The sequence below is a fragment of the Candidatus Enterococcus wittei genome (assembly GCF_002140175.1).
Classification (GTDB): Bacteria; Bacillota; Bacilli; order Lactobacillales; family Enterococcaceae; genus Enterococcus_B; species Enterococcus_B wittei.
Map to the genome: position 1 here is coordinate 350,583 of NZ_NGMO01000003.1, position 17,545 is coordinate 368,127.

Below are 17,545 nucleotides of genomic sequence, written 5' to 3' on the forward strand. Positions count from 1 at the left end.
TCTTATTTTACAATTGCTAAAAAATCTTCACTCGCAATAATTTCATCCTGATCCAATTCTAAAACGTCCGCAAATTGATCTGTATTTGTCACAACGATTGGTGTAATAACACTATACCCCGCAGTTTTGATTTGATCGATATCAAAAGTAACTAGGACATCCCCTGCTTTGACATGATCGCCTTGCTTCACGAATGTTTCAAACCCAGCTCCTTCTAATTCCACCGTATCCATACCGATATGCATCAAAATCTCAACACCCTCTGTAGTGGTCAATCCTACTGCATGTCCTGTAGGAAAGATCGTTGTAATCTCTCCGTCTGCCGGAGCAATCAACTCTCCTTTATCGGGATCAATAGCAATCCCCTTGCCCATGGCACCAGATGAAAACACTGGATCAGGTACCTCACTTAATGGAAGGACTTTACCCGTTAACGGACTTTTTAAATTAAGACGAGCTGAACCGATCGCATCTCCTGCAGTTGTTACTTTTGTTTCTATTGTCTGTTCACTTTGTGGACTTTCATCGAATCCTATAAGAAGTGTTCCAACAAAAGCGAGAACAAAACCTACTGCCGTCGCAATGACAGCCATCATCACACTTGATTCTACTGCTTCATTTGTACTGATAAAGGTTGGGATCGTCAACAAGCTGACCAATCCACTGGAGAAAGCTTTCACACCTGAAACCCCAATGATCGCGCCACCGATCCCCCCAGAGATACAAGCGACAATAAACGGTTTTTTCAGTGGCAACGTTACTCCATAGACAGTGGGTTCAGTGATCCCAAATAACGAAGTAATCATAGAAGAGATCCCCAATGAGCGCAATTTTGTATTTTTTGTACGTAATGCCACTGCTAACGCAGCACCACCTTGGGCTAAGATAGCTGGTAATAGCATCGGCATCAAGACATCAAATCCGTATTGTTCAATATTTAAGAACATGATTGGCACAAATCCCCAATGCATGCCGAACATGACGAACACTTGCCATAAACTACCCATGATCAAGCCAGCAACTAAAGGACTAAATCCATAAATCGAGTTGAATAATCCTCCTAATGCGTTTCCGACTACTGTACCAATTGGTCCTAATACTAAGAAGGTCAAAGGAACCATCACTAACAATACGATCATCGGTACAAAGATCATTTGTAAAAATTGTGGGATCGCTTTTTTAACTAATGGTTCAAACTTGCTTTGGACCCATACAGCAAGTATGATCGGGATCACAGAAGAAGTGTAGCCCGATGGTGACAAAATAATCGGTAAACCAAAGAAATCAATAGCTGTGCCAGCACCAGCTAATTCGGTCATTGCTGGATAAACTAAGGCCATCGCAATCGCCACAGACAAAAACTGATTGGTTTTGAATTTCTTTGCCGCTGTAAATGCCAACATAACTGGCAAGAAAGTGAAGACTCCATCTGCTGCTGCAAATAGTACTTGATAGGCTCCACTGTCTGCTGCTAACCAACCTAACACGAGCGCTAGTGATAAGAATCCTTTCAGGATCCCTGCTGCTGCCATGGCACCTAAAAATGGGGTGAAAATACTAGAAATGATATCGATCAAACGGTTCAATGGATTTTTACTTGTATCTTTTTCATCTGTTGTACCTGTCAATCCTTGTTCCTCTACGATCGACTGATAAACATCTGATACATTACTACCAATGACTACTTGATATTGCCCACCACTTTGGACGACTTGGATCACATCGGGATCATTTTTCAATGTTTGTGTATCTGCCATTGATTCATCTTTCAATTTGAAACGTAATCTTGTCGCACAATGTACTAAACTGTTGACATTTTTCTCACCGCCGACTGCTTCCCAAACTCTCCGTCCTACTGCTTTGTTGTCCATCTTTATTCCCTCTTTCTTTATTTATCTAAAATAAAAAACCTAGATTGAAAAAACGGTCACGGATATTCGTGTCCATATTTTCAATCTAGGTTTTGCCTGCTGATACAGTAACAATCCTTATGATTGGGTACTTTGTTTTTCATTTACTACACGTTGGATATGGATGGTCAGGTAGATCTGTTCACCTGCTCCCATTTCTTTTTGTTGTGTTTGGATAAGATACTCATTGATCCGCGTTACACAACGAAAGGCTTTTGGGTACTTTCCTTGCACCAGAGCATAAAGGAATTCATCCTTTTCCTCTGATGGTTCACCTTTTAAATAACGTTGGCTAAAAAACTGTAAATGTGTAATGATCCGTTGATAATTGAGTGAGTCTTCATCAAAACTGATACCGAAAAATTTGCTGATGATACTCAAAATATCCCGAACCAATTTGGTGGCAGTCATGGTTCGTTCCATATCCCCATTTCCTTGTTGACTATTCACAAAATGAAAGGCAATAAATCCTGCTTCTTCCATTGGTAACTGGATCATTAATTTTTCTTGGATTAATTCGATTGCTGATTTTGCTGCTTGGAATTCCTTTGGATAGAATTTTTTTGTTTCATAAAGCAAAGGATTTGGTAACTCGATTTGTTCCTTGACTCGCCTGATCGCATAATGGATATGATCCGTCAAAGTCAGAAAGATATTTGGTGATAATGGGACTGCTAAGGATTCTTCTGCAAGATCCACGATTTGTTTGACAAGCTCGATTTCTTCTAAAGGAACATCTGCCATTAGTTGTTGAAATTGATGCGTGGCAAATGAATCTTTTAATACGAACTCTTTTTGGATTACTTCAGGCGATATATGCTCTCCAGATCTTTTTTGAAAGGCAATCCCTTTCCCCATGCAAATAATTTCTTCCCCTAATTCATTTTTTGAAATGACGACATTATTATTCAACACTTTTTCAATGACCATCTGCTTCGCCCTCTCAAATAAAAATAAAAAAACCTAGAATCCGCCCCTTACTACTAGCTGAATTCTGGTTTTGCCTGCCGTACAGTAACAATCCATTGATTAACTAAGATTATCTTACCATTAGAAAATGTACTATGCAACCCTTTTCATTATGTTTTTTTATCATTTTTAAGAAAAAACCAAAATAAATCCGTAATCCACATCGTACTTTGACTATTTATCTAATGTATGAATATTGTCTGATTTGTAACAAAGAACATCATCAATTGACCTACCGCATCCAACCGATCCTTCGTAAGTGATGGAGTATTTCCACAGACTACCTCTTCTTGCTAGGTAAATGACAACCTACTTCCAGTTTGCAATGTGCCATTCTCTATCTTACAGTCATCAGCTAGCCTTTCATAAAATATGGAAAACCTTTTTACGAAAGGCTTGCTTATTGCTCAGGTCAAAGCACTGATGTTGTTATTACAGTCTTTTTTAAAAAGTTCTTGTGGGCATATCAAATGCCACTTTCATTTCTTGGGTTGCTTCTTTCATTGGTGTAATACTTTCAAGTTCACCTTGAACAACTAATCGGGTGATCGCATCCATATCGCCACAAGTTATCAAAGTAACCAGTCTTTTCCCTTTTTCCACATTCAGTAATTCTGTTGCTGTAGGATCTACTTTTTCCTTGAATGTCGCCTTATACGTATAGACGTTTTCTAAATCAACAAGGTAAATTAGATCCCCAAGGTTCAGGTTTTCTAACGGTGTGAACAACAGCTGTGGATTGTTCGCACGATGGCTTGCCAACGCATAGTTTCCTTTACCCATTTCTTGTTCTGGGTCTAACGTGCCGGCACCGTATAGAAGATTCGCATTATCCAAGCCTCTAAAGATCGGTATATTGATCGCCACCGATGGTACCGCAATGCTGCCAATGACCGGTAGCTCTGGTCGGCTCAATTGTGCTCGCAACACCGCTTCTGAACTCATGGATTCAACAGCATCAAAATCAAAACTAGCATCTTTCTGATTGTTTTTTTCGATTTCATCTCGTGTAACATTCGCAATCGCATACTGATCTCCTGTCTGTTTCACAAAGAAATCCTTAATTTGTTCGTTAAAAATCAACGCTAATCCTACTAATAATAATAGAAACAAAAGGAAATTAACTAGCCACTTCTTGACCCTTCCTTTTTTTTTCATCCACTTTCCTCCAATTCGTGTACTTCTTACTAAAGATTCGTGTACTTATCTTTTTTCCCTTTACTTTTTGTTACCGGATATTTTAGGTTATTTTTCTTTAACTTCTCTTCAATGATCTCATCGATGTCCAAATTCAGATTATCCGCCATCATATAGGAATAGATCAATACGTCAGCTAACTCTTCTTTGATTCGTTCAAGTTCCTTTGTAGTGACTTCTTCTGGCTGTTTCCATTGAAAGAGTTCTAATAACTCAGAAGCTTCTAATGAAATCGAAATTGCTAAATCTTTTTCATTATGGAATTGTCGCCAATCCCGCTCTTCTCTAAATTGATTAATTTTTTCCATACTATCCATTTGTTTGATCGATTCTCCTATTTTTTCAATTAGCTTATTTTAATCATATCATGATTATAAAAAAATAGTTTATCATTATTTTAATAATTTATTATATTTTGTGCTATTTTTTAAAAAAGGAATAACATGGATTAAGATTGCTCTATTTAACTCTTAATCATGTTGCAGATTCATTCTTAAATCCCTAACACCAGACAATGACATGAGTACAAGTAAACTGAGTAAATAGATGCCACTTAAAAACAAGATCACCGCAGTCAAACTATAATGATCCATTAAAAATCCAATCACGATCGAAGAAAAACCGCCCACAGCTCGTCCTAAGTTCATAATGAAGTTATTGGCAGTCGCTCTGATTTCTGTAGGATACAGACTACTAATGATCGCACCATATCCACCATACATCCCATTGATAAAATAACCGACAACAACTGCTGCTGCAACTAAACTCCACTGACTATGTGCCCAAACTAGTAAAAAGACTGAAAGTGAAGAGCAAATCAGAAAAAGTGAAAAAGCAATCGTGGGTCCCACTTTATCCATAATGATTCCAAAGGTCAACATCCCTAAAGACATCCCTAAAATCGTACTGATCATCCACAACGATGAACCAGAGACAGATAATCCTAGTTGTTTTTGCATAATAGAAGGCAACCAATTCATCAATCCAAAATAGCCAGCAATTTGAACCGTGACCATGATGCACAAGCCGATCGTTTGCCAAGCCAATTGCTTTGTACTGAATAATTGACTAAGACTGGTCGTTTTACCAGAATTTCTTGTTTCTTGGAATACTTCTGGTTCCTTCAATCCTTTACGAATAACTAATACCATTAATACTGGTAGCACACCGATCACATAAAGCATTTTCCAACCAAAAGTTGGGATGATCACGGCTGCTAAAACAGCTGCTAAAGCCGCTCCTACTTGGGCGCCGATAGCAGCAACCGATGAAGCACGTCCGATTTGTTTTTTCGAAAAACTTTCAGAAATCAATGACATACAAGCGCCATATTCTCCTCCAGCACCGATTCCGGCAATAAATCGAAAGAGGTAAACAAGATAAATATTCGTGGCAAAATACATCAGTAAAGAAGCGATTGAAAATAAAACTACTGTCTGAGAAAATACCTTTACTCGCCCATATCTATCAGCGATTAGGCCAAAAAAAATACCTCCAACGAGCATCCCCAAATTAGTGACGGTAGCAATCATACCTGCCTGCATTCCACTAAGCTGAAAAGTTGCAATCATTGAAGATAATGAAAATGCTAAAAACATGATGTCCATATTCTCTAAAGCAATTCCCGCGGATGTTGATAATAATACCTTTCTTTGATACTTTGTCATTTCATTTACCCCATTTCTCCAAATTCAACCCTAAATTGTTAAAATCATATCCAATCTTTAAGGAAAAATCAATGTTTTTTCCTTAAATTTCAGAAAAAACCAGCAGAATGTTCGTTTTTTGCCTTTATTAAATTGGAAACGATAGTTATTTTTTCTTTACAGCATTGAAAGCGGATGCTATATTTTGGAGAGTAAGAAGTGCAAAAAGAACAGAATGGAGTTTTTGCTATATGGACAAACAATTGTTTCTTGAAAAAATCGCTAGTGGCTTGATTGTTTCTTGCCAAGCTTTACCCGGTGAAGTATTTTATACGGAAGAAGGAGGCTTGATGCCTTATTTTGCTTTAGCAGCAAAAAAGGCTGGTGCTGTGGGTATCCGTGCCAATTCTGTACGAGATATCTTACAAATCAAAGAAAAAGTATCTTTACCAATAATCGGTATCATCAAACGCGACTATCCACCAGAAAAACCGTTTATCACTGCCACCATGCGTGAAGTGGATGAACTAGTAGAAACTGGAGTTGAAGTAATCGCTCTTGATTGTACCTTACGTAAACGACATGATGGATTGACGATCAATGAATTTATTGCAGAAATCAAACAAAAATATCCTGATCAATTACTCATGGCAGACATTGCGACATTTGAAGAAGGGATCAACGCTTATCAAGCAGGAATTGATTTTGTTGGGACAACGCTAAGTGGCTATACTGAAGAAAGCAAAAAAATAGCGGGACCTGATATCGAATTGATCCAACAGCTAGTTGCTTCAGATGTTTGCGTGATTGCTGAAGGAAGAATCCATACACCTGAACAAGCCAAACAAATCAAGGAGTTAGGTGTCGCAGGGCTCGTTGTTGGTGGCGCCATCACACGTCCGCAAGAAATTACACAACGCTTTGTGGATGCTTTGAAGTGAGCGTGGAACAAAAATATGATTTACTCTTGATTCATGCTCTAAATACGTATAAACGGCGGAATCAGAAGCAACTCCTTCGATAATAAGCTGAAACCCACAAAAATTTGAAAAGCAATTTTCATGGATTCCTTCTTATTTCTAGGAGTTAACCGCTTGTCCCAGCCTCGATCACTAACAAACAAAAAAGAATCAAGAGTATCCCAACAATCATTCATCTCTTAAATCGAGAGTGATCGTTTCAAGAGAAATACTGCAATCATGAGCAAGCGAACAGATTTATCTCCGTTTTTTATCTTGTGTCTCAGTGCAAAGAACTCTTTCTACTTTCTTGATTCTTTCGTTTGTTCGTTTATTTACGCACTCAGAACTCTTAGCAATACACATTTAAGTGCGAAGGTAACACACTGATCGTTACTGGTAGCTTATCCCCTTCATCACCATCTATATTGGTTGCTAATTCTTCTTCATCAACTAATGAGATGTCTATTTTTTCTGCTGTTTGGTACGCAAGATTATCTGTCGAATGGTCCACTCCTTTTAATAGATCAGGTAATGTTTTCAAGGTATCGATCATCGAGCTATCCTTTAAATATACCAAGTGCAGTTTTCCGTCATCAATTTTCGCTTCAGGAAGGAAGGTTTCAAAACCTCCTACAGAATCCGTTAATCCAATCAACAATGTACTGCTTTTGATTGTTTCTTTTGTTCCATCAACCACTAACTCAAAAGTATAAGCATGAGTATTTACTAATTGTTTGATTCCAGAAATAAAATACGCCATTTTTCCTAGCTTTGTTTTCTTTTCAGGATCCACGTCATTGATTGCTTCAGGGATCGTTCCAATCGCCACGATATTCATGAAATATTGTTCATTGATCTTACCGATGTCTAGAGATTTGATCGTGTCCATGGAAAAATGCTGGATGGCTTCTTCCGGATCTAACGGTATGTTCAATGCTCGTGCCAAATCATTAACCGTACCAAGTGGAAAGAAACCAAAATTCGGGCGATACGCTTGCTCAGCAAGCCCACTTATGACTTCATTAACGGTACCGTCTCCCCCCATTGCAAATACGCTATGAACTTGTTCTGCTGCCGCTTCACGAGCAAAATTTGTAGCATCTTTTGCTTTTTCTGTATGCAAAACTACGACCTCATCAAAATAGGTTTGCAACTTTTCTTCTGTCATAGCTTCATATTCTTTTGCTTTTTCTCCTCCAGAACTTGGATTAACAATCAATACAGCTTTTTTCATATGACACTCCCTTTCTAATCTCTTTATTTTACAATAACATAAAATTTATAATTACTACTGGATAAAGCTATGGATGAAAAAAAATGACTTTGTTGATAATTTCCTTAAACAGTTATTTTAGAATAAAGAATTGGAAACGCTCAAAAATATATGACTCTCATAAAACATTTTCTTAAAAAATAGTTATTAATCTATCTCTACTTGGCCCACTTTACTGATGTTCCACAGTCTCTTTTTTCATCATGTGATCATTTGTTTTCGTTTCTGATGGAGAAAATTTATTCTACTTGCTAAGTTGCGAGTTTGATTTTTCCTGATCCTTACTTATTAGTTGATTGGTACTGTTGCTTCTTTCTGTAGCAGCTTCTATCAAATTTAAAATACTTTTACTCGGTGTTGTAGTTGAGATTTTTGTTCCTTCTTGTTGTACCAATATAGATGAATAGTTACTGTTGCTTCTTTCCGTACTACTTGCTATCAAATTTAAGCTACTTTTAGTTGATGTTTCCTTTGTGACATCCATGGGATCCACAGTATGCCGGGTAGCCGTGGTCTCCGTCATTTCCGTGACAGCTAGAACTTTCATAGAATTTGTAGTATCTATACCCTCTTCCGGCTCCAACGAATCCGTCGTGTACACGGTAGCTTCTTTTGTTTCACTAGTCTCTGTGGTAGATGGATTCTTTTCTGACTCTATCGTATCTGTCATTTCCGTGATAGTTAGTACTTTCATAGAATTTGTAGTATCTATACCCTCTTCCGGCTCCAACGAATCCCTCGTGTACATGGTAGCTCCTTTTGTTTCACTAGCCTCTGTGGTAGATGGATTCTTTTCTGACTCTATCGTATCTGTCATTTTCGTGGGCTCGGTAGCTTGCATTTTTTTCGTATGTTCTGAGATGTTTGCTACCTTCGTAGGCTCCGTACTTTCCCACGATTCCCACACTGATGTTGTAGCACTTACGTTATCCATTGACGGCATAGAAGGATCTGTCGTTTGCTCTGTCTGTTCTTGAGTCTTATTCAATTGAGGATTTTTCTCTATGATTTGATAACCGCTTATATGAATCAATGATAAAAATAGAAATAGAAATTCAGTTTCTAAATCTTCAGTTTCAATACTTCTTTTGGCACGAGCTAGATCATCAAAACCTCTTCCATCGACAATATCTCTGAGGATAGTCATTACTAATTCGGCATCTGTTAACAGAAAATTAACACGTAACATAGGATCTACATCTAAAGATTGAGCGACGACTTCTTTTGATAATGCGGGCAAATTCAGCTCTTCAGCCAGTTGTGCAACAAATTGGGTTAACGCTTTAGATTCTAACACATCTGGATAGTAGACTTTAATTTGCTCCATTATCTCTTTTCCATTATGAAGACATCCTTTAGCTGGATATTTGAATTTCATTAAATCTGTCGTTTTTGAAGCAAGATGTGTTACTTCATGTATAACCGTTTCATGGACAGCTCCTGTTAGCTGTGCAGAGGTATCAATTTCTGGATTTAAGTGGAATGAGTCAGCTAAAATGACGATTCGACATTCTGCATCATTCATTAGCACAAATCCGCCTGGTATATCCTCTTTTAGTTGTGATTGATACTCCTTCGAATCCCTTATTGGCTTAAGATCAGTGGAAGCAATCCAAATATTTCCAAACCCTAAATCTCCTGATTTTCGAAGGAAATTTTTTCCATTTTCCGCTATTAATGCCAATCTTTTTATAGATTCTTTTAAGATTTCTTCTTGATTAGGTTCTCCATGTAACTGAAACATTTCTGTCAAATATTGGCCTTCCTTCGTTTCTGCAAGTAGGTCTTTTTTCAATAATTTTTCACACAGCTTTTCTCCTTCGCTGAAGTAATTATTAGCTCTCTTGACACCTTTTGCCGCTTTTTTGACAAATTTTTTGAGAGAAGGTGGTACATTATTTGACTGAAAGCCGGCAAACACTTGAAAATCTCTTTTTAAACAGCTCTTAATCTCCTTAAAAATCTCTTTTCTCATTCCATCATCATCAAATAAAACAACGGGTGTCATTTTGGGGATAAAAGAAGATAGTGGTGAAAGCTTCACACTTTTATCCTCCACTCTTTCAGGTGCTTTTTTATAAGCTATCGCTTGTCTGAATTTCGTCCACTCACTTGCTTTTCCTGCGGATGGTGGGAGGACATTATATGCCGGAAATTGTGTATCTTTATTTGTCTGCGAGGCTAATCCCTTTGAAGTGCTTGGTTCTGGTTCCTGTAAATCATTTATTGATCTTTTACTAGGAGAACCTTTTTTTCCTCGCGCTAGAATTTCTACTTGCTCAACCAAATCCATGTCTAGACTTCCTCTTTCTAAATCTGTCTCAAGACGAAATTGGCCATCTTCTGTGTCAAAATTCAACACTGTCATCGAGTCATTAAAATCAGTTTTGACTAAATGGTATCGATTCTTCTCAGTATCCAGTAAGATCAGCGGGATGTAGTGATCATTGATTTTGATGTAAGATCTTCCAGTTTCATCCCACATCAACCCCTTTTCATCCGGCGCAGAAAGACCATTTGGACTCTTCAACGTTTCAAACTGATCCATCCCATCGGTGACTGTATTCTCTAAATCATTCGACACAAATGGGGAAGTCGCTGATTCAAAATACCACTCCATACCATTGTAGTTCACTGGAAATATATTTTCTCCATCACACACATCAAATCGAACTCCATGACCCTTGATGGGTAGGATTCTCACGGGAATAAGCTCGTTGTTCATTGTGATAAAATCCTTCTTCACTTCTCCTTCTGTTGTTATCGTTATGACTGGTCCTTCTCCGTAACCTTTAGAATTCATATTTGTCGTGACGAAAAATATTTGCTTTTCATCTAGCTTGACCTTTAGCCGATTGAGCAATTCAATCTGACTATCCGTAAATGTCACAGGTTCTTTATAAGGCTCTAAGCGCTTCTCCTTCAACATAAAATAGTCGCCAATCACATCTGCGGTTTCTAGATTCGTCACTCGCATATATAAATGTTCTTTCACCCGTCTCACAGGAACCTCTAGTCCACTGTCAGGTAATTTTGCCATCACAATATCTTGAGATAAAAGAGCTCTTTTCTTTTCCAATATTTCTACTCTTTTTAAAAGAGGTTTTACTTTATCATCCAACGTCAGTTCATTTTTGAATTTCAGAATTTTCTTGATCACCAACCGCCCGCCATCAACTATACCCCCAAATCCCGGATCAAGGTAGCGTGCAATACTTATCAGGAGATTCTTGATTTCAAGTGCATTAGGTATGAATTTGGTACTATTCTTGATTACATTTCTGATTCCTCCTCTTACAAATGATCTAGCAATCCCTAAGGCAAATTTTACATTAAGAGAGGCAATCTGCCCGAATACTGGAATCAAGAGCACAGCATCAATAACGCAAGAAGGGACAGCCTCAGCTACATCCTCGTTAGAGATGGCTGTCACGCAATCGTAAAAAGGGAGAAAGTGCTTGATGATATCAAATGTTTTTTCGATAACGGTTTTGTCATTTCCCAAATCATAAAGCTGCTGATATAATTGATCACTGTGTTTACGACCTAGTATCTCAAGCAGTGGATCTATTTCGATACCATGGGATAATTTTTTACTCTGATTCATACGAACAGAAAACGTAAAGAGATTACTACCTATCCGAACATCCTTCCCTTCCATTTGATACCCTTTCTCCCAGATGTTTTTATGATCAAATAGTCCAAACTTGAGATATGATAGAGGATCCCTATCTACTCGGTATAAAACATAGCCCCCTTCCTTATCTATTTTCTTAAGCGCATAAATTCGTACCTCATTTCCTCGGACAGCCGCAAACAAATCGGTCTTTTCTAGATTAAGCACAAGATTTTTTTGTTCATTTAGAACGGAAAAATAGAGATGATTAAGTCCCCCTATCAATGGGGGGCCACTCATATAATCGATTTTATTTTTCAACTCGGCAAATGCCTCATACAGTATGGTATCAGAGGAAAAAATGAACTCGTATTCTTTTTTTTTGATCGCATTTATCGCAAATTCTATCAACTTTTGATCAAAAGAAAAATACGCCTCCGACACGTCTTTCGTCAGACGAGTATACCATTCTTCCAAATTAGGTGCTTTATAATAAGCAGGGCAGGGTTCCAGTCCTCCGAGATAAGCTTGTTCCAATACAAACTTGAGCGGAGTTATCTCAGGCTTGATACATTTCTGAATCACCTCTTTTATTAAAGCAGCTTTACGTCTCCATTTAAGCACAGCATCTTTATAAATCTGGTAAAGTTTTTTGAATATTTCATAATTTTCGATGATCATGAAATAGCCATTTTGTTGGTAACCGATAAATGTGCTAAGAGCAACTTCTTTATAAATTCCTTTCTCCAACGCATTACGTAACAAATCCGGCTCCAGCTGAGCGGTAGCAAGTAAAGCAGGAATAATCATACAACGTAATTCTTCAAGATCAGTTACCCCATTCTCCATAATCGTCTTCCAGAAGAATTCTCCCATAGTTTTAATTTCAGCTTGAGTGAACTCCTTACGATACCCTGCCTCCTCTAAAATCTTCGAACCTGTCAACTGCATCAACGAACCATAATCAGAAATCAGTAAATCATCCTTTAAATTACTACTATCTAGAAAATAATTTGGTAGCTCCTGACTGAGTAGGGTCTCCCATAACTTATTAAAAAAAATTTTTTGTTCTTGCGAAATATTGGGGCTGTCTAACTGAATAACCCCCTCCTTCTCCAAAGTTTTGACCGTAAATAAATCCCTTAGACGACCAATAGTAAATTGGTCCAAATCGGAAACCACCAAGAGTTTTTTTACCATGTACGCTTCGATCGAGCTTCCCAACACGTTTTCAAATATCCACTTCATGACCGTTAATTCAGCGTCCTTATGGGAGATTTTCTCTCCTTCTCCTCCATAGAGCTTCAATTCTTTCAGAATGACTTTAGCTAGTGGGTGTATCTTATCATGAGTAAAGATTATTTTATTGTTTTCTTGCGTGAAAAATTTCCCAATAGCAATCAATAACTGTTCTTTGGTTGGTTTATCAGATACTAAATTCTTCTCTTGGAAAAAAGCTTCGACTTGTTTCATAACTTCGGGATCACGCCATTGAATAGTTTTAAAGCGCGACTTAGATGTTCGTTGTAGCACAGATGAATCAGTAGTTGTTGGCAAAGGCACATTCGTCACTTCTGTTTCTTCTGTCCCAGTAGATTCTGTCGTGTTAATAGTATTTAAATGGTTCATCGCATTTTTCTTCGTATTAATCATCCATCTCGCTAAGGTTAATCTTGCTTCTTCCTCTGAAAGGATTGCATCCTCCACTTTTCCAAGGAGGATTTTGGCTAATTGTTTTGCTTTTGTAATATCTAGCATTACCTGAGCTGATTCTTCAAGGAGTGACCATTCTGCAACCTTTTGCACCAATTGATGGGGATCGGCTTTCTCAACATCAATCCCTTTCTTAGCAAAGAAATCCACGATTTTCTTGCGTTGATCTTCTATTAATTCCTCATTGATTTCAGGTAGATCCTCTTTCAGCTCATTTTCTATTGACTCATTTTTCACCATCTTTGTTGGGTCATCGGCATTTTCACGCAAAAACAACTCAACCATTTGGTCCATTTCATAATCCGTCTCTGTCTTCTCCAAAACGCTGCTTTCCTTATAAACGTAGCCTTCCAGTAACGTATTGGCTTTCCATTGCATAAAAATTCTTTGAAAGTTTGTTACCGATAGAAAGTTCCCCAATCTTTCTTTCGTAACTTCATAGGCGTTAAGAAGAACATACGCTAAGAATCGCTCTTGTTTAAACTGGTCATCTCCTTTTTCTCGCTTCTCGATCGATTTTTCAAAAATCTTGATTAATTCTACATCATCAGTGAGGGTCGTATTTGTAAATCCCTCGTCAATGAAGTGTTGATTTAGCTTTTCATTGACTTCGTTTGTTTCATTACGTTTCTGAAAAAGATCGTGATCAAAATAAAAAACCGGAAGTGGTTCTTGGTAACGTGTCTTGGGTCTACGAATATCAATGATATCTTCATTGATTTTATTTACTTGTTCCCATGCAGTATCAGAGAAGGTGTTTGAAGTTTCATTCTCCTGACTGACTGTCTCGTTGTAGTTGTTCATTTCACTCAATGTCGCTTTATCGATTTCTACAAACACAAAGTTTTTGAAAGCATTATTATTCCGCCATTGAAGTATAATTAGTTCACCGTTACTGTCTGTTACGTCTTGTTCGTCCAATCCAGAGTACTGAAGGATGATCCGTGCTACTTGTGTTCTTCTTTTGGACACTTCTTCTTCTGTTCCCTCATGATTTATCCAATCCTTTATAGCCAAGAAAATGGCGAGATCTGATAGATTTTCACAAGGTACTTGATGCTTACACAAAAATTCCACCATCGCCTTATTGACTTTTGGAGTTTTTCCTCGCTTTTTGAACACATCAAAATTATACCAATGAGGAATCAGTGGCTCAGAAGGCAATACGGGTATGGTTTGATTATTCAAAAATCCTAAAACGATACTATTTGATTTTGAGATAATATCTACAGGAAGCTTTCCATATGATTCCGTTAGTGGTAATTCAGGAATGGGCCTCCCTACTTTGCTTACCTCTGGTAACGTGTCCGTCATTTCCTCTTCCAATTGATCTTGCATCTGATCTTGCAACTGATCTTGCATCTGGTCAAATTCATTGCTTTCTCTATATGTATAACCTTCCAATAGTATATTGGCTTTCCACTGCATGAAGATTCGTTGAAAATTTGTTACTGATAGAAAGTTTTCCAACCTTTCCTTGGCAACTTCATAGGCATTAAGAAGAAGATACGCTAAGAACTGCTCTTGTTTAAATTGGTCATCCCCTTTCTCTTTCTTTTCGAGCGATTTTTCAAAAACGGTTATTAATTCTACACCATCAGTGAGGGTCATATTTGTAAATCCCTCGTCAATAAAATGTTGATTTAGTTTTTCATTGACTTCACTTGTCTCATTTCGTTTCTGAAAAAGTTCACGCTCAAAATAAAAAACCGGAAGTGGTTCTTGGTAACGTGTCTTAGGTCTACGGTTATCAATGATATCTTCATTGATTTCATTTATTTGTTCCCATGCAGTATCAGAAAAGGCGTTTGAAGTTTCATTTCCCTGACTGTCGGGTTCGTTGTATTTGTTCGTTTCGCTCAATGTTGATTTATCGATTTCTACAAACGTATAACTTTTGAAAGCATTATTATTCCGCCATTGAAGTATGATCATTCTACCATTACCATCTGTTACGTCTTGTTCGTTCAATTTAGAGTACCGAAGGATGATATTCTCTACTTGTGTTCTTCTTTTTGCTACTTTTTTTTCTGTTTCTCCATTATTTATCCAATCTTTCGTAGCCAAGAAAATGGCGAGATCTGATAAATTTTCACAAGGCACTTGATGCTTACACAAAAATCTCACCATCGCCTTATTAACCTTTGGTGTTTTTTTCCGTTTTTTGAACACATCGAAATCATACCAATGAGGAATCAGAGGCTCAGAAGGTAATACGGGTATGGTTTGATTATTTAGAAATGCTAAAACAATACTATTTGATTTTGAGATAGTATCCACAGAAAGTTTGCCATATGATTCTGGTATTGGTAATTCAGGAATGGGAATAGGCATCGCCATAGTTCCTACATATGGCCATACCACATTTTGAATGAATTGATCCACCGTTTCCCCCAGTTTTTCTGCTAATTGCCATAGCTGTGTGAGAAAGCCGATTGCTTCAGTATCTAAGCTAGAAGCTGTTTCTCGTACAAATTCCGCAGTAGTTTCTAAGACGACTTCTGGTGTTACTTCTAGTTCTGCTTTTGATTGTTGCCTCTCTTGATTTTTGTATTTCTTTTTCTTCTTTTTAGTTTGAATTGGTGAATTAAAAGATTGAGATCTCACCTGATAGCTTAAGTTCTTTTCTGGCTCGGAGGTAATAGGGCTTTTTTCACCATAGTTCATCGAAAAAGTTCGTAGTAACCAATCAACAAAATGCGACAACACCGTCTCCCTGCTCAACCCTTCTTGCTCTTGGTTAAAAGTCATATTTTCATGTTGGTAAAAGAACTGGAGAAACAGCTTAGTCAAGTCATTCCAAAACGTTCCTGTCACTTGATTATGTAAATTCTTTGGGGTATCTATTGTAGCGTTATGTTTGTTCTCAAAAGAATCTTGAAAGGCTTTGCTTAGCTTTTGAGCTGCCTCATCCGCAGAAAAATATGGAAGCCCTTGAGCTGTTCTAGAAGTCATAGGATTAGTAGAAAGGGGAACACTCTCACTTTCTTGGTTCATTCCTTGATTATTTTGTGCCTCAGCTCTACCATATGCTTCCTGACAAACCGTGGTAAAACTCGTCTGTTCTACACTTTCTCCCGCGACAATATAGGTGTTCACCTGATCCGTCCTTCTCGTTGTGCTACAGTTTTCCAGTTGGTAGAGGTCATGAACTTTCTGGTGAACAAAAATACTCAATTCATGGGACCTCTTCGCTATGTCGATAGCCGATTGTGTGGACGTTGATGTCTGATTGCCAAAAATAGGAGAGGCAATCAGTTGTATACCTAATGATGACAGATGAGACCTTTTATGAGTCGTATTCAAAAATAATGGGAACTGGATTCGCTCACGATTGATGGTAGAAGTTGAAACAAAGGAATGAATTCTTGTCTGATTTCCTTCTCTTCTCACGTCAATCCGTGTATTCACTTCAAAAGCTGGGGGAATTTTTTTTACGACCATCTGTTGGTCAGGAAAATCTAATGGTGGAACCACCGCCCAGAGGTTCAACCATGTATAATACCAACCAAATGGGTGCGTTATTCCCTTGGATGTTAGGGTTTGTCCTGCCCTACCGACGATATTGTTTAAAATCTTTTGGTCATCTCTTGACTTCTTTTTGTCATTCATTTGATTGTAGTACAGACCACTCGTTCTTCTATAAGTCGCTTGTGGCATCTTTGACTTCTTTGGCATCTTTTTCACTCCTTAGATAAAAAAACAAATAGTTATTTCGCTTGCCTTCCATTTTCTCAACTAATAATGAAAATTGATTATTATTCGATTGAATACATTGCCTTTTCCTACATGTTAGTTTGAGTATCCTTATTTTATAAGTTGAGGTATTTTTTCTTCATCTCACTTTCAATGTTTGAACTAATAAACTCCCCTTCACTTTTTAATTGGTCCATTTATTTTATTCAAATTATAAGTATAGAGAAACAAAAAATGGTTGTTCAATAAAGTGACGAACATGCCCCTTGTGAAAAGTGTCCCTTTCAAAAGTAATGATATGTATTAGGCTTCTTCTTCCCTAGCCTATTTCTCTTCAAATAAATATTAACTTCTAAATATACTAGAGGACTTGGCTATCTCGGAACAAGATCCATACATAGAACAATAGAAATCAGATAGAAGAAACTTGCACTTTTCTGATTCCTTGTTTTTCATAACCCCATAGCTGTTTATTCTCAATTTTCACAAAAAATGTTAACCTTGTTATAACGCAATAGATAGAAAACGTTTTCGTTAGAATTATACAACAAAGACAATAAAAC

8 protein-coding genes are annotated in these 17,545 nt (G+C 37.6%); 1 reads left to right on the plus strand and 7 read right to left on the minus strand.

Annotation, left to right across the window (positions count from 1 at the left end; genetic code table 11):
* Nucleotides 1-2: 2 nt before the first annotated feature.
* From A5844_RS09470 to A5844_RS09490, 5 genes are all read right to left on the minus strand, one after another.
* The gene (locus A5844_RS09470; RefSeq protein ID WP_086284939.1) at nt 3-1,871 is read right to left on the minus strand and encodes a beta-glucoside-specific PTS transporter subunit IIABC; all 1,869 of its coding nucleotides are present in this window, start codon (nt 1,869-1,871) and stop codon (nt 3-5) included.
* 117 nt (nt 1,872-1,988) lie between these two features.
* On the minus strand, nt 1,989-2,840 hold the full coding sequence (gene licT / locus A5844_RS09475; RefSeq protein ID WP_086284940.1) for a BglG family transcription antiterminator LicT: 852 nt from the start codon (nt 2,838-2,840) through the stop codon (nt 1,989-1,991).
* Nucleotides 2,841-3,323: 483 nt separating this feature from the next.
* Nucleotides 3,324-4,037: a class A sortase gene (locus A5844_RS09480; protein WP_086284941.1), complete on the minus strand. Its 714-nt coding sequence runs from the start codon at nt 4,035-4,037 to the stop codon at nt 3,324-3,326.
* A 29-nt stretch (nt 4,038-4,066) separates the two neighbouring features.
* On the minus strand, nt 4,067-4,393 hold the full coding sequence (locus A5844_RS09485; RefSeq protein WP_086284942.1) for a nucleotide pyrophosphohydrolase: 327 nt from the start codon (nt 4,391-4,393) through the stop codon (nt 4,067-4,069).
* A gap of 153 nt (nt 4,394-4,546) precedes the next feature.
* Nucleotides 4,547-5,743, minus strand: coding sequence for an MFS transporter (locus A5844_RS09490; protein ID WP_086284943.1), 1,197 nt, complete (start codon nt 5,741-5,743; stop codon nt 4,547-4,549).
* Between the two features lie 230 nt (nt 5,744-5,973).
* Between A5844_RS09490 and A5844_RS09495 the strand changes: the two genes are divergently transcribed.
* Nucleotides 5,974-6,663 (plus strand): N-acetylmannosamine-6-phosphate 2-epimerase, encoded by a 690-nt coding sequence (locus tag A5844_RS09495; RefSeq protein WP_086284944.1) that lies wholly within the window; start codon nt 5,974-5,976, stop codon nt 6,661-6,663.
* A gap of 370 nt (nt 6,664-7,033) precedes the next feature.
* Here the strand turns inward: A5844_RS09495 and A5844_RS09500 are convergent, their stop codons facing one another.
* Together A5844_RS09500 and A5844_RS09505 are read right to left on the minus strand one after the other, a co-directional pair.
* Nucleotides 7,034-7,918 (minus strand): diacylglycerol/lipid kinase family protein, encoded by an 885-nt coding sequence (locus A5844_RS09500; protein ID WP_086284945.1) that lies wholly within the window; start codon nt 7,916-7,918, stop codon nt 7,034-7,036.
* A gap of 283 nt (nt 7,919-8,201) precedes the next feature.
* Nucleotides 8,202-16,964: a QWxxN domain gene (locus A5844_RS09505; RefSeq protein ID WP_086284946.1), complete on the minus strand. Its 8,763-nt coding sequence runs from the start codon at nt 16,962-16,964 to the stop codon at nt 8,202-8,204.
* Nucleotides 16,965-17,545 lie beyond the last annotated feature (581 nt).